The following is a 14,495-nucleotide window of genomic DNA, read 5'->3' as shown; positions in this document are numbered from 1 at the left end:
CTACCCGCCCGCGTCCTCCTCGTCCCGGTCGTCCGGGTGCGGCACCCGGATGTCCAGGACGCACACGTCGTCCCGCCGCTCCTCGCCCTTCAGCAGCGCCGCCAGCAGCCGCCCCAGGGAGCCCGTGTCGGCCCGGGGGGCCGCGGCGGCCCGCGCCAGCCGCTCCAGGCCCCGGTCGATGTTCTCCGGAGGCCGCTCGACCAGACCGTCCGTGTAGAGGATCAGCCGGTCGCCCGGCCGCAGCACGCACTCGGACTCCTCGTAGACCGGGTCCACGCTCGCGCCGAGCAGCATGCCCCGGGGCCGGTCGAGATAGCGGGCCGTGCCGTCGCGCACCAGCAGCGGCGGCGGATGACCGGCCTGCGCCCACACCAGCCGGTGCCGCTCCCGCTCGTAGCGGCCCAGCACCATGCTGGCCGTGCCGTGGGAGTCGCGGGAGTGCAGCAGCAGCGTGTTCAGCCGGGTCAGCGCGCCGGTCAGCGAGGAACCGGTGATCACCATGCCCTTGGCGGCGAAGCGGAGCTGCGCCATCGTGGCGACCGCGTCGACGCTGTGCCCGGCGACGTCCCCGACCACCAGCAGCGCGTCGTCGTCGGGCAGTTCGATGGCGCTGAACCAGTCCCCGCCGACGTGCACCCCGGACTGCGCGGGCAGGTACGCCACCTCCACGCGCAGCCCGGACAGGCGCACCGGCTCCTTGGGCAGCGGCAGCAGCGCGTGCTGGAGCCGGGCGGCCAGGGTGCGCTCGGCCCGCAGGACGTCGTGCTGGGTGAGCATCGCCCGCTCGCTCTCGACCAGGGCCAGCTCGACCCGGCGCCGCGCGGTCAGGTCCTGCACGAAGCCGTGCACCTCGACGGGCGTGCCGTCGGCGTCGGTGGCGGCCTCGGCGACGAACCGCACATGCCGGACCCCGAGCGGCGTCAGGCTGCGGAACGGCACGTCGCAGGGCCGGCCGTGCCGCATCAGGCCCTCGACGGCGCGGTCCACCTCGGGCCGGTCCTCGGGGAGGGCCAGCGCGGGCAGGTCGTCGAGCCGGACCGGACCGTGCAGGGGGTCCCGGCCGAAGATGGCGAAGACCTGGGTGGACCAGCCCGCCTCGTGGCTGACCAGGTTCCAGTTCGCCCAGCCCAGGTTCCCCAGCCGCTGGAGGTCCGCCAGCCGCTGCTCCTGCCGGTCGGAGGAGTCGTGCCGGACCCAGGTGAGCATCAGCCCACCGCCCAGCGGAATCACCCGAACGGAGTACATGGACAGCTCTGCGGCGCCCTCCACGACACCTTGATGGGCGAACGGCTCGCCCTCGTACGGCTCCCCGGTGGCCAGCGTGCTCAGACAGGCCGGCCAGAGCGGCTCGCCGGCCAGCGCCGGGAAGCACTCCAGGAACCGCCGGCCGGCCAGCGTCTCACCGCCACGCGCGGCGAGGCGGGCCGCCTGCTCGGTCGCCGCGTCGATGCGCAGGTCCCGGACCTCGCCCGAGGACCCGCGCAGCGGCGTCAGCAGCATCGCGGCGACCGGCAGCGTGTCCAGTACCCGCTGCACCGTCTCGGCGTCGGCGGCCGTGGCGGCCTCCCGGCGGACGCCGTACGTGCGCAGCAGCCCGGCGCAGAGCCGGGCCACGCCCCGCAGATGATCCCGGGCGGCCGGCGAGAACGGCCCGCCCCGACGCCGGAGCACCCCGAGGCAGAAGTCGGCCGACCCGCCCCCGGGCACCGGCAGCCAGGCCCGGGACCGCCAGCGGCTGGGCGGATCGCCGATCAGCAGGTACCGCTCCTTGTCCCGCTCGAAATCCTCCAGCCAGCGCGGCTCACCGGAGCGCAGCGTGTCCGGCGCGGCCATCCCGGCCAGCGGGGGCACCTGCCGCCACTGCGCGGCCAGCATGGCGTCGATCCCGGCGTGCCCGGCCAGCTCCAGCGCCCCGGAGGGAAGCCGGGAGTAGAGCAGCACGGCGTCCGCGCCGACGTCCGGGGCGAGGTGCTCCAGCAGGCACCGGGCGAGGTCCTGCGGGGAGCCGACGCGCACCAGGGCCTTGGCGAGGCGGGTCAGCGCGGCGGAGACGTCGTCGGAGGCGGGCGCGGCCGGGGGCACGCTCTGCCCGGCGCAGGCCGCGGCGGCGGCCTCGGCCAGGTCGGGGTCCTCGGCCTCGGGCAGCGGCGGCCCCAGTCCGCCGAGGGTGATCCAGCACTCCTCCAGCAGGCTGTGCCCACGGGCCTTCGCCCGCTGGACCAGGGTCTCGCGGGCCTCGTCCGCGGAACAGCCGGTCAGCGCCATCACCGCACCCTTGGCCCGTTCCAGGACGGCGGAGGTCGCGGCCCGGTCGAGCAGGCGGTTCATCTCGGCACGCTGGTTGGCGACGGCCTTCGACAGGGTCTCCAGGTCGGGGGCGGTGCCGGTACCCGGCGGCGTGGCGTGCTCGCTCGTCACCCGTCGAGCATCGCACATCGGGCCGGGTTCGATGACCGTTCGACCCTCGCGGATCATCCGGGGCCCCGGCGGCCGCGCCCCGGGCCGTGCGGTGCCCGGCTCAGCGTCCCGCGCCGGGCCGCTCGGTCAGCGCCTCGGTGACCGCGCGGACGCTGCGGGCGATGTGCTGGAGCTGGCGGACCTCCGCCGCGTACAGCTTGATGGTGTGCTCGATGACCGACTCCGGCAGGCCCAGCCGGGGCAGGTCGGCGCGGGCGGTCTGAAGCGCGGTGCGGGCCACCCGGATCTCCTGCTGGACCTGGAGCTGCGCGTGCCGGGCGAGCAGGACGGGGTGGCGCAGCAGCGCGGGATAGCCGGCGTAGCGGGCCGGGACCAGCTCGCGCAGCCACCTGACCGCCGAGCGCTCCCAGTCGTAACTGCCGGGGGGCTTGACCTGGCACGGCCAGTCCGGGCCGGTGCGCGTGGACGTCAGGGGCATGCACGGCAGTATTTATATATGCCGTGCACTTTGCAAGAAGCATGAAAAAATTCATGTGCGCTGGGAAGGTTCAGTCCCGCAGGAAGAACTGATGCTGCTCGGCGATCTGCTCGTACTGCTCCAGCCGGGCCCGGGTCCGCTCCGGATCGGCGTCCGTCATCGCCTGGAGCAGCGCCGCGCACATCACACCCGGCGCCGCGTAGGAGTCGAAGACCAGCCGGGAGCCGGTGCCGGTGGCGAAGGTGACGTCGGCCTCGTCCACCACCGGCCCGAACGCCAGGTCGGTGACGAGCGCCACCTTCAGCCCGGCCTCCCGCGCCACCCGCACGGCCAGCAGCGTCTCCTGGGCGTGCCGGGGCATCGAGAAGGCCAGCACCCAGGTGCCGCCCGCCGCGCGGGCCTGGAGCAGCGCGTCGTAGGCCACGCTGCCGCCCCGGGTGACCAGCCGCACGTCGGGGTGGATGCGGCGGGCGGCGTAGGCGAAGTACTCGGCGAGCGAGACGGAGATGCGCAGCCCCAGCACGGTCAGCGGGGCCGACTCCGACAGCTTGCGCCCGACGTCGATCACCGCGTCGGGGTCGGCGAAGTCCCGCCGCAGGTTCTCCAGGTGGGCGATCTCGGCGTCCACCGCCGCCTGCAGCTCGTTGCCGCGGATCTCCTCGGCGGGGGCGCCGGGGCGGGTGCCGAGGGCGAGGGACTGGAGCCGCTCGCGCAGCGCCGGGTAGCCGCTGAAGCCGACCGCCGAGGCGAACCGGGTCACCGACGGCTGGCTCACCCCGACCCGGTCGGCGAGGTCGGTGATCGACAGGAACGCCGCCTCGGTGAGGTTCTCGATCAGGTACTGGGCGATGCGCCGCTGTCCCGGGGAGAGACGGGGCCGGTCGAACAGCGTCCGGAGCCCGGCGGCCGGGGAGACCTCCGCCCGGGGAGCGGTCCGTCCCGAGGTGATCGCGGACGCCTGTGCGCGTGCCTGCTGCGGCGATGGCACCGGTGCGCCTCCTTCGTCTCCCAGGGAGGTTCAACATAGCTCAAGGGATATCCGCGCCCGGCCCGGGAACCCGCAGCCAGGAAAGTTCCCGGTACGACGGACGAGGAGCCGCCGCGATGACCGTTCCCGAAGAGAACCGCCCCAAGACCGGCACCACCGACGAGGTCCTGGAGAAGACCGCCCACGAGGACCAGGACGAGCACGGGGACCGGCCGGCCGGCGCCACCGGCCGCACCATGCGCGAGGCCCTGGAGGAAGCACACGTACGCCCCGACGACTACGACGACCAGTGACGCGCCGGCCGCCGGCGGCCGACTGCTCGGCGACCATCGGCAGGAGGTTGGCATGGGCGCACTGAGCGCTCTGGAAGAAGCCCTGGAACACCGTATGGCGGCGCTGTGGAAGCGGGTCTTCGACAAGGAACCCGTCGAACTCCTGAAGGCCCTGCACGCCGAGTGCGACAACAACGCCGTGGTCTGCGCCGAGGGCCGGGTGCTGGTCCCCAACGCCTACGACGTGGCGCTCACCGACGGTGTCCACGAGGAGCTGAACCGGCGCGGCGGCCGGGTGGGCCAGGCGATCACCGACAGTCTGGCCCGGCACGCCGAGCGGCACGGCTACGAGTGGGCGGGCCCCCTCGCGGTGCACATCGCCCGGTCCGACGACGTGCCCAACGGCCGCTACAGCGTGGCGAGCCGCGTGATGCCGCACGTCAGCGCCGACGGTTTCCCGCACGCCGCGGGCGGGTGACGACGGAGGCGGCCGCTCGGCCGTCGGCCCGCGCTTCCGCGTGCCCCCAGTAGCTCCGTCCCCGAAAGCTCCACCCCCCCCGGAAACTCCGCTCTCCCCCCGGACGCTCCGTCCCCGCGGTGGACCGCTCCCGCGGGGACGGAGCCCGCGCGCCCTCCGCCTCCCCGCGGCGGCCGGGAGCGCGCCGGTGCTCAGGCCGCCGGGAGCCGAAGCGGGCCCGGTACCACCAGGTCGGCCCGGTCCCGGGTGGCCGCGACCAGGTCGGCGTTGCGCTGGTCGCTGCCGTGCACCCAGGCCACCGCGGCCCGGTGGGACTTGCCGAACTCCTCGTGCCGGGCGACCAGCCGGCTCACCCGCGTCTCCTCGTCCGCCTCGCAGAACCACACCTCGTCCAGCAGCGGCCGCACCCGCGCCCACGGCCCGCTGTCCAGCAGCAGGTAGTTGCCCTCCGTCACCACCAGCCGGGCCGCCGGCGGCACCGGCAGCGCCCCGGCGATCGGCTGCTCCAGGACGCGTTCGAAGCCGGGCGCGTAGACGGTCTCGCCGTCCTCGTCGGCGCGCAGCCGCCGCAGCAGCGCCGCGTACCCGGCCGCGTCGAAGGTGTCGGGCGCGCCCTTGCGGTCGCGGCGGCCCAGCCGGTCCAGTTCGGCGTCGGCGAGGTGGAAGCCGTCCATCGGGACGTGCGCCACCCAGGGCTCGCCGTCCCCGTTCAGCTCCCGTACCAGGGTCTCGGCGAGGGTCGTCTTGCCCGCGCCCGGAGCGCCCGCGACACCGAGGATCGCGCGCCGGCCGGGCCGGGTCAGGGAGCGGGCGCGGGCCAGGAGGTCGTCGAAGGTCGTCGGCACACCCATGAGTGTGTCACCCGGCCCTGTGTCGGGGACCACCCGATGGGAGGTGCCCGCGCGGGGAACTGTCACGGGTATGACCACGCAGCTCGGCCTCCCCGAGACCATCCAGGCCTGTCTCTTCGACCTCGACGGAGTCGTCACGAAGACGGCGGTGGTGCACGCCGCCGCCTGGAAGGAGACCTTCGACGCCTTCCTGCGCGAACGGGACGGCGACGGCTTCCGGCCCTTCACCGACGCCGACTACGGCGAGTACGTCGACGGCCGCCCCCGCGCCGACGGTGTGCGCACCTTCCTCGCCTCCCGGGACATCGAGCTGCCCGAGGGCACCCCCGACGACCCGCCGGACGCCCGGACCGTCAACGGCGTCGGCAACCGCAAGAACGAACTCCTCCTGGAGAAGATCCGTACCGACGGCGTCGAGGCGTACGACGGGACGCTGCGCTACATCGAGGCGGTCCGCGCGGCCGGTCTGAAGACGGCCATCGTCTCCTCCAGCGCCAACACCGTGGACGTACTGCGCTCCATCGACGCCGAACGCCTCTTCGACACCCGGATCGACGGCGTGGTCGCCCGGGAGCGCGGGCTGCCGGGCAAACCCCGCCCCGACACCTTCCTCGCCGCCGCCCGCGACCTCGGCGTCGAACCGTCCCGGGCCGCCGTCTTCGAGGACGCGCTGGCCGGCATGGACGCCGGCCGCTCCGGGCACTTCGGGTACGTGATCGGCGTCGACCGGGTCGGGCAGACCGACGCGCTGTACGCGCACGGCGCCGACCGCGTGGTCCAGGACCTCGCCGAGCTGGGGAGCGGCCGGTGATCACCAACCGGGCGTACACCGTCGAACCCTGGTCGGTACGCGAGACGGAGCTGAACCTCGACCTGCTGGCCCAGAGCGAGTCCGTCTTCGCCCTCTCCAACGGGCACGTCGGCTGGCGCGGCAACCTCGACGAGGGCGAACCGCACGGCCTGCCCGGCACCTACCTCAACGGCGTCCACGAACTGCACCCCCTGCCCTACGCCGAGGCCGGCTACGGCTACCCCGAGTCGGGCCAGACCGTCATCGACGTCACCAACGGCAAGCTGCTGCGCCTCCTCGTCGACGACGAGCCCTTCGACCTGCGCTACGGACGCCTCGTCCGGCACGAACGCACCCTCGACCTGCGCCGGGGCGTCCTCGAACGGGTCTGCGAGTGGACCTCCCCGGCCGGCTCCACGGTCCGGGTCCGCTCCACCCGGCTGGTCTCCCTCACCCAGCGCGCCATCGCCGCCGTCGACTACCAGGTCGAGCCCGTCGACGCCCGCATCCGGGTGGTGATCCAGTCGGAGCTCGTCGCCAACGAGAGCCTGCCCGACCCCAACGGCGACCCCCGCACCGCCAAGGCCCTCAAGTCCCCGCTGGAACCCGAGGAGGACCTCGCCCGCGGCCCCCGGCTCCGCCTGGTCCACCGCACCCGGCGCAGCGACCTCAGGGTCGCGGTCGCCGCCGACCACGTGGTGGAGGGACCCGAGGGCACCACGACCGCCAGCGAGAGCAACGAGGACGTGGCCCGGCTGACCGTCACCTCCGTGCTGGACCCGGGGCAGACGCTGCGGGTGCAGAAGACCGTCGCCCACGGCTGGTCCGGGGCCCGCTCCCGGCCCGCCATGAGCGACCAGGTCGAGGCCGCGCTGGCCGCCGCCGCGCACGGAGGCTGGGCCGGGCTGCTGGCCGAACAGCGCTCCTACCTCGACGACTTCTGGGCCCGCGCCGACGTCGAGGTGTACGGCGATGAGGAGATCCAGCAGGCGGTCCGCTTCGGCCTCTTCCACGTCCTGCAGGCCGGCGCCCGCGCCGAGCGGCGCGCCCTCCCCGCCAAGGGCCTCACCGGCTCCGGCTACGACGGCCACGCCTTCTGGGACACCGAGATGTTCGTGCTGCCGCTGCTCACCTACACCGAGCCCCGGGCCGTCGCCGAGGCGCTGCGCTGGCGCCAGGACACCCTTCCGGCCGCCCGCGACCGCGCCGCCCAGCTCGGCCTGCGCGGCGCCGCCTTCCCCTGGCGGACCATCGACGGCTCGGAGGGCTCGGCGTACTGGCCGGCCGGCACCGCCGCCTTCCACGTCAACGCCGACATCGCGCACGCCGTGGTCCGCTACGTCGCGACCACCGGCGACACCGACTTCGAACGCGACACCGGCCTGGAACTCCTGGTCGAGACGGCCCGGCTGTGGCGCTCGCTGGGCCACCACGACCACCACGGCGTCTTCCACATCGACGGCGTCACCGGACCAGACGAGTACAGCGCCGTCGCCGACGACAACACGTACACCAACCTCATGGCCCGCTCCAACCTGCTGGCCGCCGCCGAGGTGTGCGAGCGCCACCCCGACGAGGCGACCCGGCACGGCGTCGACGACGAGGAGAGCGCCGCCTGGCGCGACGCCGCCGAGTCCGTGCACATCCCGTACAACGAGGAACTCGGCGTCCACGAGCAGCACGCCGGCTTCACCCGGCACCAGCGCTGGGACTTCGCCCGCACCGGCGCCGACCAGTACCCGCTGATGCTGCACTTCCCCTACTTCGACCTCTACCGCAAGCAGGTGATCAAGCAGTCCGACCTGGTGCTGGCCATGTACACCTGCGGAAGCTGGTTCGACGCGCACTGCGACGAGGACCAGATCGCCCGCAACTTCGCCTACTACGAGCCGCTGACCGTACGGGACTCCTCCCTGTCGGCCTGCTGCCAGGCCGTCGTCGCCGCCCAGACCGGGCATCTGCGCCTCGCCTACGACTACGCGGCGGAGGCCGCGCTGATGGACCTGGCCGACCTGGAGCACAACACCCGCGACGGGCTGCACATCGCGTCCCTGGCCGGTACCTGGATGGCGCTGGTCGCCGGGTTCGGCGGCATGCGCCGGGACGGCGAGACGCTCGGCTTCGCGCCCCGGCTGCCGGAGAAGTTCAGCCGCCTCGCCTTCCACCTCCAGTTCCGCGGCCGGTGCCTGCGGGTGGAGATCGACGGCGGCAGGGCGACGTACACCCTGATGTCCGGGGAGCCGCTGAGGGTCCGTCACTACGGGAGCGCGTTCACCCTGAACGGGGACGGACCCGTCGTGCGGACCGTCCCCGCCACCGTCCCCCGCCCCGAGCCGGAACAGCCCCCGCACCGCCGTCCGAACGTCCGCTGACCGGCCGAGTGGCCGCACAACCCCTGCCTCCCCGCCGGGCCCGGGTTAGGTTGGCCGTGTTTTCCCACGGTTTCCCCGGTGTTGTCCCGGGCTCCACGGAGAGGCGCACATGAACGCGATCCCCGTCGGCATGCGGCGGCGCGCCCCGGCGTCCGCGTCCGGCACGCCCCGCCGCGCACCCGGCGCCGGCCTCCTCGCGGCGGTGGCCGGCGCCTTCACCGTGGCCCAACTGGTGCTGGTGCGCCCGGGGATGGGCCTCGGCTGGGACGAGACGGTGTACGTCAGCCAGGTCACCGCCCACACCCCGGCCGCGTTCTTCAGCGCCCCCCGCTCCCGGGGCGTCTCCCTGCTGGTGGCGCCGGTCGCCTCCTGGTCGTCCTCGACCGCGCTGCTACGGGTCTACCTCGCCGTGCTCTCCGGGCTCGGCCTCTACCTCGCGCTGCGCGTCTGGCGCGGCCTGTTCCCGGCCCGGGTCCTCGCCACCGCGGGCGCCCTGTTCGCCACCCTGTGGGTGACGCTGTTCTACGGCCCGCAGGCGATGCCCAACTACTGGGTCGCCGTCGGCGCCCTGATCTGCGCCGGCTGCTTCCTGCGCGCCCGGGGCGGCGAACCGGGCCGGACCGCGCTGTACGGGGTGGTGGCCGGGGCGGCGCTGATGGCGTGGATGCGGCCCACGGACGCCGTGTACGTCGCCCTCCCGCTGCTCGCCGCCGCCCTGTGGGGCCGCCACTGGCGACTGCTGGCGGCCCTCGCGGGCGGGCTCGCGGCCGGGGGAGTGGAGTGGGTGATCGAGGCGTACGCCTGGTACGGCGGCCTCGGCGAGCGGCTGCACGAGGCGTCCCGCATCCAGGGCGGCCTGGGCTGGCAGTGGGCCGTCGACGACCAGCTCCGCAGCCTGGGCGGCCGCGCCCTGTGCCGCCCGTGCACCGGGCCGATGCCGCATCCGCTGGTGGCCGCCTGGTGGTTCGCGCTGCCCGTGCTCGCCGCCCTCGGCCTCGCCGTCGCGGTCCGCGCCGGACGCGCCGCCCGCACCCTCGTCCCGCTCGCCTGCGCGGCCACCGCCGCCGTGCCCTACCTGTTCCTGATCGGCTACGCGGCGCCGCGCTTCCTCCAGCCCGCCTACGCCCTGCTCGCGCTGCCCGTCGCGGACGCCCTGTGGCACCTGGTCCGCACCCCCGCCGGGCGGTGGCGGCCGGCCGCGGCGGCCCTGGTCGCGCTGGCGCTCGCCGGCCATGTGGCGGTGCAGTACACCGTCCTCGCCCGCACCGTCGACCGCAACACCGACAACCGCCGCGACTGGGCCCGCACCGCCGACGCCCTGCACCGCCTCGGGGTGCGCCCGCCCTGCCTGCTCACCGGCCACGAGGCCATCCCGCTCGGCTACTACGCGGGCTGCTCCTCCGGCAACACCGCCGGGCACAACGTGAACACCACGCGCGCCGAGGTGGAGCGCGCCGCCCGCCGGGTCCCGGTCGCCGCCGTCACCCGCCCCGGCGGCACCCCGCCCTCCTACGCCCGGACCTGGGCATCGCACCGGATCGGCGGCCTCGACGTCCGGATCGCACCGCGCCCGCGCTGACGTCCCCGCTCCGGCGACCCGGGCCCTGCGGTGTCCGGTCGGGCGCCGCGGAGGTTAAAGATCGCCTGACGGGAAACGCGAATGCAGACACCGACAGGACGAAGCGACGCAGCGCGAGAGGGAGGCAGCGATGGGCACGGACCCGATGGCCGACGACGCCTACCAGCCCACCGGGGACAACGAGGAGCAGGAGGACGCCGCGCCGCTCGACATGCAGGACGCGCTCGACGAGCGCACCTACGACGACACCCTGGACGAGGGCTACTCCCCGCCGGAGAAGCCCCTCGGGGTGAACAAGGTCGGCACCACGGCCGCCGAACAGCACGAGGGCGAGACCCTCGACGAGCGGCTCGCCCAGGAGGTGCCCGACGTCGTCCCGCCCGCCGGTGACGGCGTGGGCGACACCCCCGGCGGCGAGGGCGAGCCGATGGACCCGGAGGCGGGCGAGGCCCGCGCCGGCCGGCTGGTCGCCCCGGACGAGGGGCTGCGCACCGACACCACCCCGGAGAGCGTCGCCGACGACGTCGGCATCGACGCGGGCGCGGCCGGCGCCGAGGAGGCCGCCGTACACGTCGTCGAGGACGACACGGAGCTGCCGGACCGCTGACGTCCGCGGTCCGGCGGCTCCGGGGGAGGGTGGGTCAGGGCAGCAGCTTGTCGAGGGCCGCGGGGCCCTCGTCGGCCAGCTTGCGCCTGGCCCACTCCAGGTTGGGTTCGGTCAGGTCCCGGCCGGCCGCCAGGACCAGGTCCTCGGGTGACACGTCGGTGCCGTTGCGGGTGTGGAGCAGGGCGTCCGGGGTGGCGCGGTCCTCCTGTGCGCGGGCCCCGGACGGGCGGGAAGCTTCGGGCTGTGACGTCGTCATGATGTACGGCTCCTCGGGTCCGGATCGCGGGTTCGGTCCCGTACGCAGTCGGTCCCGAACCTCCCGCTATCACCGTAACGTCCCCGGCCGGGGGGCGCCGTGCGGAGGACGCGGAGCCGCCACAGGGCCCCGGAAGCCAGCCGTATCCTCCCGGCAGAACGCGGCGGGGTCTCGTCGACGGCCCGTCGCGTCCTAACCGCGGGGCGTGCCGTGCCAGCGCCAGGTGGTGCGGCGGGGGCGGCCCGGGAGGTCGGCGCGGCCGGTGGCCCACAGCAGGGCGGGCCACGGGGGCGTGTCCGCCGGGGCGTCCGGGAACAGGCGGGTCAGGACGCGGGCGCAGAGATCGGCGGGCGGGTCCCAGGGCAGGCCGAGCCCTTCGGCCAGATCGTGGGTGTGCACCAGGGTCTCCACGACGCCCATCGCGGCGAAGCCCTCGGGGTCGGAGATCCCGAAGGAGTGGTAGGCGCGCACCTCCGGGGGCGTGGTGCGCACCATGGCGGTCAGCAGCGCCCCGCTCGCCTCCAGCACCTGCAACAGGCCGGCCGGTCCCGCCGCCCGGTCGGCGTGCACGGCGTTGGCGGGGCCGCCGGGCCGGCGGCGCTCCCACACGAACGGCACCTCACCCGTCAACGGGGGCTGTTCGGGGCCCAGTTGGGCGGCGTAGGCGAACAGGTCGTCGCTGAGGTGCTCGACGGTCTCCCAGCAGTCCCACTCCAGCGAACCCGCCCTGCCGTCCCAGGCTTCGGCGGGCGCCCGCCGAAGCGCCTCGACGGCGAGCCGGACGGCCCGCCGCACATCGTCGGCGGTGACGGGGGAGGGGGCGGCGGAGGGTGAGGTCATGCGGGCAACGGTAACGCGGGCCCGGCGGGGCGGGGCCCGCGGGAGTCCCTCAGGCGACGGGCCGGTCGGCGGGGGCGTCCAGCAGGGCCTGGGCGGCGCTGAGGATCTCCGTGACGCGCAGGCCGAACGCGGCGTCGCACGGGTGCGGGCGGCCCGTGCGGGCGGCGTCGAGCAGGGCGTCGCCGGCCCGCAGCAGCGCCGACACGGCGTCCCCCGCGCTCTCCGGCAGCAGCGTCACCCCCGCCCCGCCGCGCAGCTCCACCGTGGCGCCCGCCGCCGCGGGCGGAGCCGTCAGACTGAGCGTCAGGACGCTCGACGCGCCCCGGTCGTGGTCCAGGACGACCTGGACGGTGTCCCCGGGACCGGGCACCGCCGCGGCCACGCGCCGCACGTCGCCGAGGACCGGCAGCAGGACGGACAGCGCGTGCGGGCCCACGTCCCACAGCGCCCCCTTCTCGCGCCGCCACGGTGAGCGGGCGAACGGGCTGTCACCGGTGAACACCGCCCCGAGCCACTCGGCCCGCGCCGTGAACCAGTCCTCGCGGCCCGCCTGCCCGTCGATCCACGCCTGGGTCTCGGGCTGGAACCGGCTGGTGAAGAAGACCACCGAGGCCACCCCCGTCTCCCGTACCGCGTCGGCCACGGCCCGCGCGTGCTCCGCGGTCACGGCCAGCGGCTTGTCGAGCAGCAGATGGCGGCCCGCCCGCGCCGCCCGCACCGCCAGTTCGGCCTGCGTGTCCGGGGGGAGCGCGACGGCGACGGCCTCCACGTCGTCCAGCAGGGCGTCCAGGTCGGCGTAGGCCCGGGTGCCGTGCCGGGCCGCCAGTTCCCCGGCGGCCTCCGGGCGGCGCCCCCACACGCCCACGAACTCCAGCCCCTCGTGCCGGCGCAGCGCCGGGGCGTGTGTCATGTCCGCCCACGGTCCGGTGCCGAGCAGTCCGATACGCAATGCCGCCGCCTCTCCACGAAGTGTCCTGTGTCCTCACCGGGCCACGCGCCCGGCCATGCTGCCGATCGCGCCACACGCCCGATCGCGCCGCATACCGGGCCGCATACCGGGCCGACGACCGGCCCCCGACCGGCACCGCCGTCCGGGCCACGCTCGTCTGCCCGCGTCCGGGCCGCGTCACGCCCGGCCGGTCGCAACGAGCGTGCCACAGGCCGTGCGGGACCGGTACGTCCACCTGGCCCGCGCGTGCCACGGGCCGTGCGGGACCGGCGCGTCCGCCCGCTCACCCCGCGCGTGCCGCGGGGCCGTGCGGGTCCGGCATGGTCCGTCCGTCCGCGCGTGCCACGGGCCGCACGGGCCCGGCGCATCCCGCCCGCGCGTGCCGCGGGCCGCACGGGCCCGGTGTGTCCGCCCCGCCGCGCGTACCCCGGAGGGCCGGTGGGCCGTCGGGGTTCCGGGAGGCCGGTGATTTTGCCGATCCCGGCGGGCGGGGGCGCGCCCGACAGTGGCACGGCCAGCTCATCGGCGATGCCCGGCCGCCGCGCCCGGGACGCGGCCCCACGCGTACCCGAGCCGTGTGCGGTCGACGGCCGGGCCCGTCGCCACGACAGAGAGGACGACTCGTCGTGCACTCGTACCTCCCCACCGAGCCCGCCCACCGGGCACCCAGGACCCCGCTGCGCGGAACCCGTCGGCGACTCGCCGGCGCGGCGGCGGCGATCGCCGCGGTCGTCGGGCTCACCACCCTCAGCGGACCGGGCACCGCCCAGGCCGCGGACAACCCCTACGAGCGCGGCCCGGCCCCCACCACCTCCAGCATCGAGGCGCTGCGCGGCCCGTACGCCACCTCGGAGACCAGCGTCTCCTCGCTCGGCGTCACCGGCTTCGGCGGCGGCACCATCTACTACCCGACCAGCACCAGCGACGGCACCTTCGGCGCGGTCGCGATAGCCCCCGGCTTCACCGCGTACCAGTCCTCCATGGCCTGGCTCGGCCCGCGGCTGGCCTCCCAGGGCTTCGTGGTGTTCACCATCGACACCAACACCACGCTGGACCAGCCCGACTCGCGCGGCTCGCAGCTCCTGGCCGCCCTGGACTACCTGACCGAGCGCAGCTCCGTGCGCAGCCGGATCGACAGCAGCCGGCTGGGCGTGATGGGCCACTCCATGGGCGGCGGCGGCACGCTGGAAGCCGCCAAGGACCGGCCGTCCCTCCAGGCCGCGATACCCCTCACGCCCTGGAACCTGGACAAGTCCTGGTCCGAGGTCAGAACGCCCACCCTGATCTTCGGCGCGGACGGCGACACCATCGCCCCCGTCGCCTCGCACGCCGAACCGTTCTACTCGACCCTGCCCTCCAGCACGGACCGCGCCTACCTGGAACTGAACGGCGCCACCCACTTCTCGCCGAACACGTCGAACACCACGATCGCGAAGTACAGCATTTCCTGGCTCAAGCGGTTCATCGACAACGACACCCGCTACGAGCAGTTCCTCTGCCCGCTGCCGCGGGCGAGCCTGACCATCGAGGAGTACCGCGGCAACTGCCCGCACACCTCCTGACGTTCCCGAGGCACGACCCGGCGGCGGCCCTCCTCGCGGTGGCCGCCGCCGGCGT

The 14,495-nt window shown here is 75.1% G+C and carries 14 protein-coding genes; 7 read left to right on the top strand and 7 right to left on the bottom strand.

The annotated features are described in order from the left end of the window. The 3 genes from ACFY32_RS22890 to ACFY32_RS22880 all read right to left on the bottom strand — a co-directional run bounded on the left by ACFY32_RS22890 (position 1) and on the right by ACFY32_RS22880 (position 3,884). On the bottom strand, positions 1 to 2,436 hold the full coding sequence (locus ACFY32_RS22890; RefSeq protein WP_390675111.1) for a SpoIIE family protein phosphatase: 2,436 nt from the start codon (positions 2,434 to 2,436) through the stop codon (positions 1 to 3). A gap of 82 nt (positions 2,437 to 2,518) precedes the next feature. Then, the gene (locus ACFY32_RS22885) at positions 2,519 to 2,896 is read right to left on the bottom strand and encodes a hypothetical protein (protein WP_359201794.1); all 378 of its coding nucleotides are present in this window, start codon (positions 2,894 to 2,896) and stop codon (positions 2,519 to 2,521) included. A gap of 70 nt (positions 2,897 to 2,966) precedes the next feature. Beyond that, positions 2,967 to 3,884, bottom strand: coding sequence for a MurR/RpiR family transcriptional regulator (locus ACFY32_RS22880; RefSeq protein WP_359201796.1), 918 nt, complete (start codon positions 3,882 to 3,884; stop codon positions 2,967 to 2,969). A 116-nt stretch (positions 3,885 to 4,000) separates the two neighbouring features. Here ACFY32_RS22880 and ACFY32_RS22875 point away from each other — a divergent pair, with 116 nt between their 5' ends. Both ACFY32_RS22875 and ACFY32_RS22870 read left to right on the top strand, forming a co-directional pair. Then, the gene (locus ACFY32_RS22875) at positions 4,001 to 4,177 is read left to right on the top strand and encodes a hypothetical protein (protein ID WP_390675110.1); all 177 of its coding nucleotides are present in this window, start codon (positions 4,001 to 4,003) and stop codon (positions 4,175 to 4,177) included. A 52-nt stretch (positions 4,178 to 4,229) separates the two neighbouring features. After that, positions 4,230 to 4,634 (top strand): DUF3662 domain-containing protein, encoded by a 405-nt coding sequence (locus ACFY32_RS22870; protein WP_359201800.1) that lies wholly within the window; start codon positions 4,230 to 4,232, stop codon positions 4,632 to 4,634. A gap of 191 nt (positions 4,635 to 4,825) precedes the next feature. Here ACFY32_RS22870 and ACFY32_RS22865 read toward each other — a convergent pair whose 3' ends face one another. After that, entirely contained in the window at positions 4,826 to 5,479 is a 654-nt protein-coding gene (locus ACFY32_RS22865; protein WP_359203711.1) for a nucleoside/nucleotide kinase family protein, read from the bottom strand. 76 nt (positions 5,480 to 5,555) lie between these two features. On the opposite strand from ACFY32_RS22865, the gene ACFY32_RS22860 reads away from it, so the two are divergent. The 4 genes from ACFY32_RS22860 (at position 5,556) to ACFY32_RS22845 (ending at position 10,833) form a co-directional block, all read left to right on the top strand. Then, positions 5,556 to 6,296 carry a beta-phosphoglucomutase family hydrolase gene (locus tag ACFY32_RS22860; RefSeq protein ID WP_359203714.1) on the top strand — a complete coding sequence of 247 codons (741 nt, stop codon included), beginning with the start codon at positions 5,556 to 5,558 and terminating at the stop codon, positions 6,294 to 6,296. After that, positions 6,293 to 8,647, top strand: coding sequence for a glycosyl hydrolase family 65 protein (locus ACFY32_RS22855; protein WP_359203716.1), 2,355 nt, complete (start codon positions 6,293 to 6,295; stop codon positions 8,645 to 8,647). The genes ACFY32_RS22860 and ACFY32_RS22855 overlap by 4 nt, the downstream gene beginning before the upstream one ends. Before the next feature lie 109 nt (positions 8,648 to 8,756). Then, on the top strand, positions 8,757 to 10,226 hold the full coding sequence (locus ACFY32_RS22850) for a hypothetical protein (RefSeq protein ID WP_390675109.1): 1,470 nt from the start codon (positions 8,757 to 8,759) through the stop codon (positions 10,224 to 10,226). A gap of 130 nt (positions 10,227 to 10,356) precedes the next feature. Continuing rightward, positions 10,357 to 10,833, top strand: coding sequence for a DUF5709 domain-containing protein (locus tag ACFY32_RS22845; RefSeq protein ID WP_359203721.1), 477 nt, complete (start codon positions 10,357 to 10,359; stop codon positions 10,831 to 10,833). A gap of 34 nt (positions 10,834 to 10,867) precedes the next feature. Here the strand turns inward: ACFY32_RS22845 and ACFY32_RS22840 are convergent, their stop codons facing one another. The 3 genes from ACFY32_RS22840 to ACFY32_RS22830 form a co-directional block, all read right to left on the bottom strand. Then, positions 10,868 to 11,089 (bottom strand): hypothetical protein, encoded by a 222-nt coding sequence (locus ACFY32_RS22840; RefSeq protein WP_359203724.1) that lies wholly within the window; start codon positions 11,087 to 11,089, stop codon positions 10,868 to 10,870. 192 nt (positions 11,090 to 11,281) lie between these two features. Next, the gene (locus ACFY32_RS22835) at positions 11,282 to 11,929 is read right to left on the bottom strand and encodes a hypothetical protein (RefSeq protein WP_359203727.1); all 648 of its coding nucleotides are present in this window, start codon (positions 11,927 to 11,929) and stop codon (positions 11,282 to 11,284) included. 49 nt (positions 11,930 to 11,978) lie between these two features. Continuing rightward, positions 11,979 to 12,878 (bottom strand): Gfo/Idh/MocA family protein, encoded by a 900-nt coding sequence (locus tag ACFY32_RS22830; RefSeq protein WP_390675108.1) that lies wholly within the window; start codon positions 12,876 to 12,878, stop codon positions 11,979 to 11,981. A 677-nt stretch (positions 12,879 to 13,555) separates the two neighbouring features. On the opposite strand from ACFY32_RS22830, the gene ACFY32_RS22825 reads away from it, so the two are divergent. Continuing rightward, positions 13,556 to 14,440, top strand: coding sequence for a dienelactone hydrolase family protein (locus ACFY32_RS22825; protein WP_359203816.1), 885 nt, complete (start codon positions 13,556 to 13,558; stop codon positions 14,438 to 14,440). Positions 14,441 to 14,495: the final 55 nt, after the last annotated feature.

The sequence above is a fragment of the Streptomyces sp. NPDC000134 genome, assembly GCF_042899225.1.
Taxonomy (GTDB): Bacteria; Actinomycetota; Actinomycetes; order Streptomycetales; family Streptomycetaceae; genus Streptomyces.
Note: the sequence above shows the minus strand (reverse complement) of the source record. Positions and strands in the feature narration are given on the sequence as shown.

What these genes read in the sequence shown, in the direction of transcription:
- ACFY32_RS22885 (WP_359201794.1), bottom strand. Translation starts at nt 2,896, where the DNA reads ATGCCCCTGACGTCCACGCGCACCGGCCCGGACTGGCCGTGCCAGGTC.
- ACFY32_RS22890 (WP_390675111.1), bottom strand. Translation starts at nt 2,436, where the DNA reads ATGTGCGATGCTCGACGGGTGACGAGCGAGCACGCCACGCCGCCGGGT.
- ACFY32_RS22875 (WP_390675110.1), top strand. Translation starts at nt 4,001, where the DNA reads ATGACCGTTCCCGAAGAGAACCGCCCCAAGACCGGCACCACCGACGAG.
- ACFY32_RS22860 (WP_359203714.1), top strand. Translation starts at nt 5,556, where the DNA reads ATGACCACGCAGCTCGGCCTCCCCGAGACCATCCAGGCCTGTCTCTTC.
- ACFY32_RS22870 (WP_359201800.1), top strand. Translation starts at nt 4,230, where the DNA reads ATGGGCGCACTGAGCGCTCTGGAAGAAGCCCTGGAACACCGTATGGCG.
- ACFY32_RS22845 (WP_359203721.1), top strand. Translation starts at nt 10,357, where the DNA reads ATGGGCACGGACCCGATGGCCGACGACGCCTACCAGCCCACCGGGGAC.
- ACFY32_RS22850 (WP_390675109.1), top strand. Translation starts at nt 8,757, where the DNA reads ATGAACGCGATCCCCGTCGGCATGCGGCGGCGCGCCCCGGCGTCCGCG.
- ACFY32_RS22840 (WP_359203724.1), bottom strand. Translation starts at nt 11,089, where the DNA reads ATGACGACGTCACAGCCCGAAGCTTCCCGCCCGTCCGGGGCCCGCGCA.
- ACFY32_RS22835 (WP_359203727.1), bottom strand. Translation starts at nt 11,929, where the DNA reads ATGACCTCACCCTCCGCCGCCCCCTCCCCCGTCACCGCCGACGATGTG.